This is a genomic window from Providencia sp. PROV048, assembly GCF_033688165.1.
Taxonomy (GTDB): domain Bacteria; phylum Pseudomonadota; class Gammaproteobacteria; order Enterobacterales; family Enterobacteriaceae; genus Providencia; species Providencia hangzhouensis.
This window is the reverse complement of record NZ_CP096360.1, coordinates 3,616,330-3,628,622: the sequence shown is the minus strand read 5'-3', so window position 1 is coordinate 3,628,622 and position 12,293 is coordinate 3,616,330. Positions and strand designations below refer to the sequence as shown.

The window sequence follows — 12,293 nt, the reverse complement described above, 5'->3', positions numbered from 1 at the left end:
ACCTCATACTAAGCCATGCTCAGCGAAAGAGAAGATTTGCTGACCACCGATGATCAGATGGTCAAGTACTCGTACTTCAATTAGCTGCAATGCTTTTATTAATTGTTGCGTGATAGATTTATCCGCTTGGCTTGGCGTGATATCGCCTGACGGATGGTTGTGTGCAAAGATAACGGCAGCAGCATTAAAATGAAGTGCTCGTTTGACGACTTCACGAGGATAAACCTGTGTGCTGCTAATCGAGCCAGCAAACAGGGTTTCACTGCTTATCAACTGATTTTGTTGATTCAAATAGAGCACAATAAACGCTTCACGCTCTAATGCTGACATTTTTAGCCGTAACCAATCCCTCACATTTTGCGTTGATGTAAAAGCAATACCCGGTTCACGCAGATACTTATCCAGTATGGTCAACGCACGTTTGATAGTACGTTGTTCATTAGGAAGCAGTGTTAAGGTATTCGTATAAGTATTGATACTCTCCATCGTTAATATCTCCATCATTACGAGGCTAGTTGAAGCATATTTTCAGCCATCACCCACAAGGCTCGGTTAAGCTTCACATCCCCATCAATCCCATTCACTGAACGCGTGCGAGCGCGTTTACCTTTCGCATTTCTGCCTGATAATCCCCCTTTAATTAAATTTTCTTGCAAACGTTGGTACACCGTCCAAAGATCGTCCTTCTTATCTTCTACACGGCGTGGCTGTAATATTTGCGCTTCGGTCACAGGTTGATGCGCTTCACCATAACGATATGTGAGAGCAGATTGAGCAAAGATGTGTTGGGCTGGTGGCGGTAATAATAGGGATTGCATGGCATCACGTTGCTCATCCATGCGTTCAAATAGCCCTAACACTTCATAAGCCCCTTCAATCACTTTTTCCACCACATCGCCCTTGTGAGGCTATGAGCATCTATTCATAGCCACACCTATGTTGATCTCTCAACTATGTGTAGTTTGTTGCTAATCCGTCTCCATTTAACCTATTATAGGTAGCTGGCTTAAAATTTCTCCTATACATAGTTTTCATTTTCGAACCAACCTGTTGTCTCCCATTTCAAGGAGATAATCATGAATACCGATCAACCTACTTTATGCAATCACGGTGACCCTACCGGTTATGTTCCATTATTGATTGAATACAGAGAGACACTTCGAGAGTACTTAGCATGTCGTGGATATTCGAACAGTTATATTCAGCGTTGCGGGGAGGTCATGGCACAGTTTTCACGTTGGATGTCGGAAATGCGCCTGTCCTTGTGTGATGTAAATGAGACTCTGGTTGAAGAATTTTTGCACCAGCGCGTTCCCGATTATATTGAGCCTGTTTCGGGATATCGGCGCAACCATAGTCGCTCGCCCCTAGGGCACTTGTTAAACATGTTGCGGGCCATAGAGTTAATCCCACCTAAACCTATTGATATGCTCCCAGTGGCTGTAGAGTTACGCCGTTTTGACGACTATTTACTACAAGCCCGTGGATTCGCGCGAAGTACTCGGGAGACTTCCATACGAATTGTTGGCAGATTTCTTCGCGATAAATTCAACGATGGTGCCATCAATTTATCCACGCTCACCCCCGCACATGTTCGTGATTTTCTTGTCTCACAGGCTAATGTCTATAGAACACCGGTAAGCTTTAGCCTCGTTGTGTCCAGTCTGCGTGGCTATTTTCGGTGGCGCATAATGCAAAAGGATGATTTGTATGTTTTGATTGGCGCCCTTGCAAATCCGGCTAACTGGCAGCAGGCATCTTTACCTAAGTCACTCAGCACCGACGAAATTGAACAACTGCTAAACTCACTTGGGCAAACAGACCCAATTGGATTGCGTGCTGATGCCATGGTGCGCTGTGCTCTGGATCTCGGCCTTCGTATTGGTGAAATCGCCCGCCTGAGCCTGGATGATATTGATTGGGTGAGCGGAACAATCACCCTGCGTCGGACAAAAGGCCGCCGGGACGATGTAATGCCCCTGCCCGTAACTACAGGCAATGCCATCGCTGCCTACCTACAGAACGGCAGACCGAAGACCCTGCATCGGGAGGTCTTTGCCAGCCATAAAACACCTCGTGAACGTCCCATTAGTAGATCGGTAGTCAGTATCGCTATACGCCAGGTATATGCACGTGCCGGGCTTCAGTACACCAGTGCCCATCTACTGCGTCACACGATGGCCAACAGGTTGCTTGCGACTGGTGCGTCGATTAAAGACATTGCTGATATTTTGCGTCACCGCTCGTTAAATTCCACATGCATTTATGCCAAACTCGACAGTCGTAATCTGGCACGCGTAGCTCTGCCGTGGCCGGGCTTTTTTGACATGGATACTGCAGGGGGCCAGATATAATGGGCGATCTGACCACACAAGTTGAATGTTATCTTTCTGAAAAACGGTATCTCGGCTTCGAAATGAGTCATGCCAGTTATTGTTTACGTAGCTTTGCACGATACGTACAGCGAGCCAATCATCAAGGGCCATTAACTCTTGAATTGATGACCGAATGGGCATCAAAAGGCCGGTTTACCGAAGCTGTGCCTATTAGCATGGCCCATGGTCGCCTGAAATATTTGCGTACCTTCATGCGCTGGTTGCAATTCTCAGAACCGGAACACGAGGTGCCAGATGGCTCGGTCTGCGGACGAAAACCAGAGCGCGGAACGCCGCATATCTACAGTGAGCAAGAGATCGAGGATCTGTTGGCTGCGGCGAAGAGGTTGGGCCCGCACAACAGCATCCGAGGTCTGCTCTACGAGACACTCTTTGGTCTTCTCGCAAGCACTGGATTGCGTATTTCTGAGGCTCTGTCACTTCGCATTAGCGATGTAGACTTACGTAGGAGCATATTGATAATCCGGAGAACCAAGTTTGGAAAATCACGTTCAATCGTGTTGCACCCGAGTACGAGCAAGGCATTACATCAATACCTGAACCAACGTAAATTAACGGGGGCAGCATCAGATGAAGATGCTTATTTTTTCATCGGATTACGCGCCGATGTATTAGGAAAACCATTAGGCGGACAACAAGTTTGTCAGGTATTCCGGGCATTACGCCGGGAATTGGGCTGGGTTAATCGTGGCACTCATCATGCACCACGTATCCACGATCTACGGCATTCATTTGTAGTCAGGCGGATTATTCTGTGGCAACAACAAGGGATCGATGTTGCTCATGAGATGCTGTCACTATCGACTTATTTAGGGCATGCCAGCATAGCGGAGACTTACTGGTATCTACAGGCGGTTCCGGAGCTGATGGCGGCTTCGGCAAAGCAATTCGAAATGTGTATGCCGGAGGTGAATGATGCGTAAATCGATGTCTAAGCAATCAAGTTTCCCGGAAATTGTGCAGCAGTTTTTTACTGAATACCTGGTGGCGCAAAGGGCTCTCAGTCCGCAAACAATCGCCTGTTATCGGGATGCGCTCAAGCTATTTCTTGAGTTTGCAACTTCGCAGTTGCACAGACAACCAGTAGCCATGAAGTTGGAAGACATCACGCCAGATCTCATCTTGAAGTTTTTGGATAATCTGGAGTCAGAACGTCAGAATACTGTACGAAGCCGCAACCTTCGCCTAACTGCCCTACGAACGTTTCTCAGGTTTGCTGGCCGACGAGACATTACCGCATTACACACGGTAGAACGAGCACTCAATGTACCAATGAAACGCTTTGATCAGCCACTAATCGGCCACTTAACTCGCCCAGAAATCATCGCCATACTCGGTGACCCTGGTGATGACTGGATCTCACAGCGCGACCACTTGCTGTTTACGATTATCTATAACACGGGGGCTCGAGTGTCTGAGGTAATCAATATACGTGTTGTTGATGTCGTGCTTGATGGAAGCGCATGCGTTCATCTGAATGGAAAAGGGCGACGTAAGAGATCGATACCATTATGGAAATCCACGGTTGGAATTATACGGGCATGGTTGCGAACCAATCAGAACATGCACGGTGATGCGGCATTGCTTCCTGCCAGATCGGGGCAACCAATGACGCGAGCTAATGTGGCACAACGTTTAGCACTTGCAGTCAATCGTGCAGCAGCCACTCAACCCAGTCTGAAGACCAAGCGAGTGTCACCACATGTCCTCAGGCATACGACCGCCATGCACCTTCTGCAAAGTGGTGTCTCCTTCAATCTCATTGCTCTATGGCTTGGTCACGAAAGCGTGAATACGACGCATCGCTATGTCGAAGCCAACTTGCAGATGAAGGAAGAGGTGCTTTCTCGCCTTGATGCACCAGACACAACATTCAAGCGATTCCGGGCATCAGATGATCTACTCAACTTTCTGAAAACGCTGTAACTATGCAAATCAATTGTCGGCTCCAGGTCAATAAACTATAGGAGCCGACAATAGCTCCGCGAGCTAACTATACATAGTTGAGAAATTAACATAGGTGCGGTACACGCACCTCACCAAAGGTTTGTCCGCAAATTAAGCCATTCTGACAAACGAATCGGAACATCCCCGGTAACATCTGATAACTCGATGAGCCATCATGACTATTGAGTAAGATGATTTCAGGCACTTGACTTCCTGTAATTTGGTCATGGCGTCGAAGTCTTAACATATGCTTGGTATGCTCACGACGGCTAATATCACGAACACGCGTTTGACAAGCAAAGAACGGCTGAAAACCTTCTTTCTGTAAACTTTCTAATAACGTAATCGTAGGGATATAGGCATATCGTTCACTGCGGGATTCGTGTTTGTTTTCACCAAAAACACTGGGTACAGTACGATACAGCTCTTCGGTAGTTAGCGGGCGGTCACGACGAATAGAGCAAGCATTGCCAAAACGGGAAGCTAAACGAGACATAGGGGTTCTCCTCAATAATTAAACTGATAAATCATTCGATAAATGGATTAAATGAAGATTGCTGGTGGGGGGAAAGATAAAACCGTGACTGATAAATCAGTCTATAAGGCGAAAGATTTGAGCTTGCTCCGGATGCTGTCTAGCGTAATCACGCAACAGGTAAAAATATTCCACCAGCACAGGGCTTTCGGTTTTAAATGACCAGATGCTATACACCAGTAAACAGACAGCAATACCGGCTGCTTCAGGGCTTAACTCAGCTTCATTTCCGTTATGCGGGTTAAACATTTGCAGGGAGGTTTCGAGCATATCAGGCCAGATAAATACGCCGCCATTAGACAGCATACTGAACTCCCAGAAAGCACCTTGATAGCGATTACAAAGCTTCGCCATCATGTTAAAGATATCGCCTTCAATACGTTGCCAGTCTGGCACAGTACCAAAGTAAAAACGCCAGAAGGTATCACGACCACGAGGGTGAACAAGGTTAGTTTTGATAACGGCAGATGCTTGCTGTTGTAAGGTAAACATAATAAAACTCCAATTCAGTGTATTTTGTCGCAATAAACAAAAAGCCCTGCACCGTAAGGCGCAGGGCTAGTTCACTCATTAATCGCCATTAAGGCTTAGGTTTCATTGAAGTAATATATACCTGAGAAAAATTACAGATTAAATTTGTAAATCATCTGGGTTTTCCTGATATTTTTTGTATTGTTTATTGATAAGAGCTTCTAAAAAATTGTTTTGATTCATACGGTAATGCTTTGCCATTTCTTTTAATCGCTCTTTTTCACTGTTCCCAATGACGCTATTTATTGCGACTCTTCCATCTAGATTTTTACGAGTATGCCATTGTTTATATGAGTTTTTTAATTTTGTGATAAAATGTTTTCTTTCATATACTTGATCACCTGCATCCCATAGTCGGAGAGCAGATGTAACAGCAATTAATTTCTCCGATGAGGAGTTTTGTGGATAAAGTGATAAATACTCTAATAAGTCAGATCGATTCCGTCGATTCATTCTTCTAGGCGCTAGCCCTAAGATACCCTCTATGTTACGTTCATTTTTATATTTGTTAAAATAATCTAATAACCAGTTGATAGATGGCTCATCCATATTTTTTATAAATGAGAATGAGTTAAAATCATTACTTGCTTTAAGCCATAGCTCTTTTAATAAATCCAAAGTTTTTTGTTTTTCGCCACCCTGTTTAAAAAAAACACCATCAAATAAGTTTAAAATAACCTTGTATCGTTCTTCGTGACTCATTGCTTGCTTACTTAAACTTAAAAAGTCAAACCAAGATGTATTTTCTGTCCAGTGCTCATCCAAATAGAAAGTATCAAATGGTGCATCTCTAAATATATCACTTTCTCTTGTTGTAATCACTCCCCAGCAATATGCACACGCATATTCATCATCTTTTATCCAAGAAAACCCTTCTATAGGAAGGATATTTAAACTCCCAAAACTAATAGCATCTTCTAAATCCTCTAAGTGAGGTTCTAATTTATAAAGGATATTTCTAAGATTACTGTTAATAGACTTATAGTCATCATTATTTGAATGGAATTGATATATATCACCATGACGGTGACGATCATTAAACCAATCGATATTGGATAGATAATTGACATAAAAATTAGCTAAACGATTATCATTTGTTTTTAGCTTATCTAACCCTTCTTTAACAATATCATCTGATCTGCTCATAAAACAACCTCTACTATGTACCATTATTGTATCTATATTGACAGTTTTGAGGCATTTTTAGTGTGATCGATGTATAAATAACGTCAGAAACAGATATAAAGTAGATAAAAAGTGAATATGAAGATAATAAAAGATAGTCACTCTTTTTCTAGCATTATCTAGTATTTGATCCTCCCCTTATGAACCTCTTAATCGGTATTAGCATAAAAAAGTATAGAGGGTTATGATTAATATGAACTAGAATGACAGATCAATAATTGGATAGTATCTACATTAGTGATTAGCCTTTATTATCACTCATCATATCCACGGCAAAAAATGAACAATGTTGATACTACCTTAAAAAGATAATTTTGTCTCTATTATTAGCAGATAACATGAATGAGATATGTTAATCTAACAATGCCTAGTTAACTCTCACTATGATCTCGAGAATACATAAAACGAAACCTTTAGGTTATTAATGTTATTATCAAGATATCCATTATCAAGATATCCATTATCAAGATATCCATTCTCATATCACTCTTACCTAACCTTAATCTCTATGATTCATCATTACATCATTAATCAATAAACCACGCCGACTAAAAACAACATTAACCCTCCACCCCTCTGGGTTAAATAGAAAATATCCGAGTGGCGTGGTTATCCATTACCTAAAATAAAAACGACCATTTTCTTTTGTACGTTAGAAAATAATTTACAGTCTCCTGTTATCCGTTGAGTTAATTTCTACTTAACGGAGTTATTACCATGAGCTTTGCTATCCCTCAATTACAAAATTTACTCTATCAACAACAAACCAAACTCTTTGAACACTACTCGAAGATATTGATGATAAGAACGGACTTCCATTGGCGTGAAGACAGTGAGCGATACATTTACGAAGATGAACATCAATTCAGTCGGGATATGAGTATCCTGATGTTACGTCTCTCAAAATATCCCGGAGTAATAGGTTATGCCTGGGTATTGGAAGAAGCTCCTGATAGGGGCTTACATGCTCATGCTGTCATCTATGTGGATGGTCAGCGGCATCGTAAGAAATGGGACTTTAATCAGCGAATGGATATGCTCTGGGAAACCATTACGGAAGGCGAAGGTTATCTTTATCATTGTACCGACAATAAACAATATCGTGCGGATATCAGTAAACCTATCCACTTTGATGATAAACGGGGTAAAAGAGCGATGCGGTATGTCGTCAATTACTTGGCTAAATACGAACAAAAAGGCGTTAAACCTATCTACCATCTCTCGACTCCGCCTACGGAAAAGCGAATCGGTCGTCCTCGTAAGTCCTCTTCGTCTTAAATACGTCTATTCGCTTCACCAGAGCGTTTTTTATACCGTAGTCATCCCATCATAGCACTTAGCTGATTAAATCGCTCAGAATGGATCTGAGCGTGTTTATGTTAGTTCATTGCTGGTGCTAGTTGAAGCGGTTGATTCTGAGGGGAGGCGTTGGATCATCACATCTTGTCGATTGAGATATTCAACCAAAGGGTCGAAGCCTTTGTCATTAGAGATAATCACAAAATTGGCTTGTTTATCTTCAGTCGATAGCTTTCCAATAAAATAAGCGATATGAAAATCGAGGCTGTTACGACCTCCTTGATTCATTTTGATGTACTGAACTTTCTTCCCTAATGGCTGCAAAGACGCAGCCAATTCATAGCTAATACGACTCTGGTGGCTTCCTACGAAGATAATGAAGTGGGTTTTATCTGACTCGATATGTTGACTCAAAACTGGCTGAACATTCTCATAATCGACCAAGATATATGACTTTTTCGTTAAACTCTGCTCAACCATTATCTTCTCATCTTCTTTAGCACTGATGCTTCTGATGTGACTGATGACTATAACACATTCCAAATTACACTCAAGATAATCATGGTGTTATACCGATAGAGCCTAAAAGCTCTTTACGATTAACTCCAGCGATTGAACCTGAGTTGAGTGAGGACGACGAATAAAAAAATACAGCTCCGCGTTATTGTTTGAAGGATTCACACCGCATTTCATTAACCCTTTCGGATCCTTCTCCTTTTCACATTTAGGAGAAACAAACGATGACCAATACAACCAATTACCCCTTACTGAATGACCAGTTTGTTGATATGAAATTTATCACTCATCTGACAGGATTAACGGATAAGTGGTTTTATAAACACATTCAAGACGGTGAATTCCCCAAACCAATAAAGTTAGGACGTAGTTCTCGTTGGTTAAAGAGTGAAGTCGAACAGTGGCTGAATGAACGTATCACCGCTTCTAGAGGTTAAGTATTATTAATTTAGTCAGTTACAGCGATTTTTTACAACTCACTAGTGAAATATTATATGAACGTCAAAAGAAGACGATCTTTAGGGTACTAAGGAAGGTGCCGATTGATGGTTTTTTGTACAGCAACCATGAAAAGCATAACGAGATCTGCTATCATTAATGATGCCATAGGCGCCAGTCAGTGCGGGAATATTAAAAGACTTTGATGCTGATGTGAACAGTGCATAGGACTCACGGGAAATACTTGACCAAGGAATATGCGGGTCATTACCCCAACAAGTAGACGAACAGCCTGACATGAAAATAAATTACAGGCCGCGATTATCGATACGCTATACGCCGTCCGGTACACTTTGATGATTATGCTGGTCGTAAGGCAGGTGAACTATTTAGCCAAAGCCGAGCAGAAACCCTTTGACCCGATTTACCATATCTCCCGTCTACCTGATGTGAATGATAAGCCGATAGGTCGTCCTCGTTCCCGTCATCGTTAAGTCAGCCATAGGGAATGCTGTAGCAGCAAGGGGCTGTATGACGATCTCTATGGCCCTTATAGCCGTTTATTGTGGCGACACCGTGCAAGTTTATCCCCTGCCCGAATAAAACGCTCAGAATGGCGCTGAGCGCGTTATTCACACCCATTACTCCTCTTCAGCCGTCACTTTGCAGTTGCTGTAGACCGTAGCGTGGTCGGTGCCGACAACATAGGCAATGACAATTGGACTGTTGTTACTGGGATCGACTTCCTGACGCAGATTAACCCGTCCATCCTCCGACGTATGGTAATACCCGATACCGTCATATTCCGCTTCGCCATAACGGGTTTCAGACCCATTATTACTGTCCTGCTCAAACGCACCGTATTTGCTGAACTCAAAGGTCACAGGCAGCACTGAACGAGGACCATAAGGTGCAGGGCGATTAAGCTGAGATACTGCATCACATTCAAAGGTATCTGCTGTGGCAGTCGCAGATAACGTCAACAACACCAATGCTAAAATCTTTTTCATTCCATCTCCGACAGCCTTTATCAGCGCATAATGGCTTTAAGTATAGCAAAGCCTTTTTCTCTGCATAAAATATTACAGCTTCCATCAATCCGGTGAATACACCACAACACACCGGAGATAAACAATGAACATTTACAATCTGAATGAACTGGAGCTCGGTATCGCTGAATTACCTGATGGCCGCCTGACAAATGCCTTTAAAGAGCAGGAGCGCTGGCAACCGGCACTACCCATTCCCTTTTACTGTCCACACTGTCACTTACCGGTGTATCTGGACCGCCGTAAACGGCATTTTTTCTTTGCACACCCCGTTGATAAGAAATACCTCGATTGTCCTGAGGTAAACGCGGCTATCAGTTATCTGACGCGACAATCTCAACAAGCTGAACAGTTCTCCGAGCTTCATCCCATAAAGCCCATCACGGAATGGTATTGCGTCTGGTGTCGACGGTTTTACACCAGCCAGCAGCGACCAGTCAGAAAGTGCTGTCCGAAATGCAGAGAGGGGATTTACAGCATACCTGCTTCTCAGGTCACCGAAGACCACAGCTATTTTCATTACGCGCTGAATAATCAGGGTATTGAATCGTTGGTACGCACCCCATTGCTGCGGTTGACGAACCTCACTGAACCGAATGTTATCGATGAGGCGCAATAAAAAAATACAGCAGTCCGTTATTGTCTGAAGGACGACTGACACCACGCATTCCCCACCTCAGTCGCCTTCTCCTTTTCACTCTTAGGAGACAAGACAATGACGATTCAAACACCCCCAACCACCAGCCTGCTGAATGACCAGTTCGTTGATATGAAATTTATCACTCAGTTTACCGGGCTTACGGATAAATGGTTCTACAAGCTCATACAGGACGGTGAGTTTCCCAAACCGATTAAACTGGGACGCAGCTCAAGATGGTTGAAAAGTGAAGTAGAACAGTGGCTACAAGCACGCATTGATGAATCGAGAGAGGGCAATTCCGCCCTTGGATCCTAAGGCACTAGCGCGAGTCGCCGTGCATTTTCCATAGCATACCCACCCATTACCCACCAACTCAATTTTAACCACACCTGGTGCGATTGAATGCGCTCTAGGCAAAGCGACGCCCTAAACATACGAACCTGGCTCGATACGCATGCAGGCACAGCTCAGTGGTCTTCTAAGTTTCAAGGTGGGTTGCCGAGTGTGGATCATGAATGTTGGGTACTCAGAACGTTTAGTTTAAATTTTACAGAAGGAGCACACCCATGCTTAAATTACATGAAGTCAAAATGTCGCTAGCCTTAACGCAGAACAATCGTTTCGCGGGAGCCACCCAAGAACCGAGTTATTCACGAGAAAACTATTACTGTGCTCACTGCGGTGAGCCCGTCACACTGCACAAGACGCCAACGGAGTCATGGTTTACCCATTTTGATCCTCAGAGCGCAGAGCACTGTCCGCGGGTCATCAGTAAGATCAAGAGCTTAGAAGACAAGGCACGACTGAGCACACAGGTTCGATCAGTTTCACCAATATTAAAGGTCACGAATTGGTTTTGTGTGCAGTGTCGTGAGTATTTTACAAACAATCAAAAATGTTGCCCGAAGTGCCATGAGGGGATTTGGTGTATTCCTGCCCAGAATGTAACAGAGGAACATCAGCCTAAAACAGAAAAATCGTTTCCATTATGACCTTTTAATGCTCATGGTGTTAGGTTAATCAATCACGCTTTCGCTAAATGTGACCACGGTACTGCCACCAAAATTAAACCTATCCTGATAAGCTCACCGAAGAAGAGGAGTTAAGGCAGAATTTTCATATCGAGGAACGGCTGTTACGCTACCACACACGGCCAATAATTATTTATCGCCAATGATGTATGAAAATTCCTTAAGAAAAGTGTCCTGATTTAGTTGCGCAGAACAGACTGATCTGCTTAAATCAAACAGGACACTTTAATAATGGAATATAATCCAATTATTGAGGTGTTAAATGAAAAAACGAACAAACAGGTTTTATACTACTGAGTTTAAGCAAGAAGCGGTCGCATTAGTCACCGAACAAGGTTATAGCGTCCCAAAAGTGGCAGCTTCATTAGGGATCACCGATAAATTACTTTATAACTGGAAAGCAAAATTCGACGCTGAGCAATCTGGTAGCAGCTTGAATTCCGATGAGAGAGCTGAGCTATTAAGACTTCGAAAGGAAAATAAAGAACTTAGGATGGAGAAAGAGATCTTAAAAAAGCCTGGCCCTCTAGCTAAAGGAAACCAAGTAGCGTTTAAAACGATTAAGAGCCTATCTCAATAGGAGCTAAATTCATGAACTTACCCAGCTATATCAATGCTTAAAAGTCAGGCTGTATAAGGTTTTGGTTATATCGATAATATATTTTCTATGCGGTAATTAATCCCTATTGAGATAGGCTCTTAGTTAACAACTATCTTACTCGAGCT

At 43.0% G+C, this 12,293-nt stretch carries 15 protein-coding genes and 3 pseudogenes; 10 read left to right on the top strand and 8 right to left on the bottom strand.

Translation table 11 applies throughout. The annotated features are described in order from the left end of the window. Positions 1-3 precede the first annotated feature (3 nt). Together M1F26_RS16210 and M1F26_RS16205 are read right to left on the bottom strand one after the other, a co-directional pair. Entirely contained in the window at positions 4-486 is a 483-nt protein-coding gene (locus M1F26_RS16210; protein WP_014656726.1) for a JAB domain-containing protein, read from the bottom strand. Between the two features lie 17 nt (positions 487-503). After that, positions 504-908, bottom strand: a pseudogene (locus M1F26_RS16205) (DUF932 domain-containing protein); the annotation flags it as partial. 168 nt (positions 909-1,076) lie between these two features. Between M1F26_RS16205 and M1F26_RS16200 the strand changes: the two are divergent. Genes M1F26_RS16200 through M1F26_RS16190 form a run of 3 tightly spaced genes read left to right on the top strand, consistent with a single transcriptional unit; the run spans position 1,077 to position 4,322 of the window. Continuing rightward, a complete protein-coding gene (locus tag M1F26_RS16200) occupies positions 1,077-2,354 on the top strand; it encodes a site-specific integrase (protein WP_227528910.1) in 1,278 nt (425 codons plus the stop codon). Beyond that, entirely contained in the window at positions 2,354-3,319 is a 966-nt protein-coding gene (locus M1F26_RS16195) for a tyrosine-type recombinase/integrase (protein WP_140171161.1), read from the top strand. Before M1F26_RS16200 ends, M1F26_RS16195 begins: the two co-directional genes overlap by 1 nt. Continuing rightward, positions 3,309-4,322, top strand: a complete 1,014-nt coding sequence (locus M1F26_RS16190; protein WP_140171163.1) for a tyrosine-type recombinase/integrase — start codon at positions 3,309-3,311, stop codon at positions 4,320-4,322. The genes M1F26_RS16195 and M1F26_RS16190 overlap by 11 nt, the downstream gene beginning before the upstream one ends. 94 nt (positions 4,323-4,416) lie before the next feature. On the opposite strand, the pseudogene M1F26_RS16185 reads toward M1F26_RS16190, so the two are convergent. The 3 genes and pseudogenes from M1F26_RS16185 to M1F26_RS16175 all read right to left on the bottom strand — a co-directional run. Next, a pseudogene (locus tag M1F26_RS16185) lies at positions 4,417-4,839 on the bottom strand (DUF932 domain-containing protein); the annotation flags it as partial. Positions 4,840-4,935: 96 nt separating this feature from the next. After that, positions 4,936-5,370: an antirestriction protein gene (locus M1F26_RS16180; protein ID WP_318837613.1), complete on the bottom strand. Its 435-nt coding sequence runs from the start codon at positions 5,368-5,370 to the stop codon at positions 4,936-4,938. Positions 5,371-5,508: 138 nt separating this feature from the next. Further along, positions 5,509-6,555: a hypothetical protein gene (locus tag M1F26_RS16175; protein ID WP_202054714.1), complete on the bottom strand. Its 1,047-nt coding sequence runs from the start codon at positions 6,553-6,555 to the stop codon at positions 5,509-5,511. Between the two features lie 756 nt (positions 6,556-7,311). Between M1F26_RS16175 and M1F26_RS16170 the strand changes: the two genes are divergently transcribed. After that, on the top strand, positions 7,312-7,872 hold the full coding sequence (locus M1F26_RS16170) for an inovirus-type Gp2 protein (protein ID WP_225574621.1): 561 nt from the start codon (positions 7,312-7,314) through the stop codon (positions 7,870-7,872). A 96-nt stretch (positions 7,873-7,968) separates the two neighbouring features. Here M1F26_RS16170 and M1F26_RS16165 read toward each other — a convergent pair whose 3' ends face one another. Next, positions 7,969-8,373 carry a PIN domain-containing protein gene (locus tag M1F26_RS16165; protein ID WP_095530576.1) on the bottom strand — a complete coding sequence of 135 codons (405 nt, stop codon included), beginning with the start codon at positions 8,371-8,373 and terminating at the stop codon, positions 7,969-7,971. A gap of 260 nt (positions 8,374-8,633) precedes the next feature. Here M1F26_RS16165 and M1F26_RS16160 point away from each other — a divergent pair, with 260 nt between their 5' ends. After that, positions 8,634-8,846, top strand: coding sequence for a helix-turn-helix transcriptional regulator (locus M1F26_RS16160; RefSeq protein ID WP_318837611.1), 213 nt, complete (start codon positions 8,634-8,636; stop codon positions 8,844-8,846). Between the two features lie 132 nt (positions 8,847-8,978). On the opposite strand, the pseudogene M1F26_RS20030 reads toward M1F26_RS16160, so the two are convergent. Beyond that, positions 8,979-9,122: pseudogene (locus tag M1F26_RS20030) on the bottom strand (transcriptional regulator); the annotation flags it as partial. Positions 9,123-9,203: 81 nt separating this feature from the next. Here M1F26_RS20030 and M1F26_RS16155 point away from each other — a divergent pair. Continuing rightward, positions 9,204-9,341, top strand: a complete 138-nt coding sequence (locus tag M1F26_RS16155; protein ID WP_181468800.1) for a hypothetical protein — start codon at positions 9,204-9,206, stop codon at positions 9,339-9,341. A gap of 147 nt (positions 9,342-9,488) precedes the next feature. Here M1F26_RS16155 and M1F26_RS16150 read toward each other — a convergent pair whose 3' ends face one another. Beyond that, positions 9,489-9,857 (bottom strand): hypothetical protein, encoded by a 369-nt coding sequence (locus M1F26_RS16150; RefSeq protein WP_143970430.1) that lies wholly within the window; start codon positions 9,855-9,857, stop codon positions 9,489-9,491. 124 nt (positions 9,858-9,981) lie between these two features. On the opposite strand from M1F26_RS16150, the gene M1F26_RS16145 reads away from it, so the two are divergent. The 4 genes from M1F26_RS16145 to M1F26_RS16135 all read left to right on the top strand — a co-directional run bounded on the left by M1F26_RS16145 (position 9,982) and on the right by M1F26_RS16135 (position 12,147). Then, the gene (locus M1F26_RS16145) at positions 9,982-10,515 is read left to right on the top strand and encodes a putative zinc ribbon protein (protein ID WP_318837610.1); all 534 of its coding nucleotides are present in this window, start codon (positions 9,982-9,984) and stop codon (positions 10,513-10,515) included. A 96-nt stretch (positions 10,516-10,611) separates the two neighbouring features. Beyond that, a complete protein-coding gene (locus M1F26_RS16140; protein ID WP_181042516.1) occupies positions 10,612-10,851 on the top strand; it encodes a helix-turn-helix transcriptional regulator in 240 nt (79 codons plus the stop codon). 251 nt (positions 10,852-11,102) lie between these two features. Continuing rightward, positions 11,103-11,528 (top strand): putative zinc ribbon protein, encoded by a 426-nt coding sequence (locus tag M1F26_RS20025; RefSeq protein WP_350441561.1) that lies wholly within the window; start codon positions 11,103-11,105, stop codon positions 11,526-11,528. 301 nt (positions 11,529-11,829) lie between these two features. Further along, positions 11,830-12,147, top strand: a complete 318-nt coding sequence (locus M1F26_RS16135) for a transposase (protein ID WP_269616070.1) — start codon at positions 11,830-11,832, stop codon at positions 12,145-12,147. Positions 12,148-12,293: the final 146 nt, after the last annotated feature.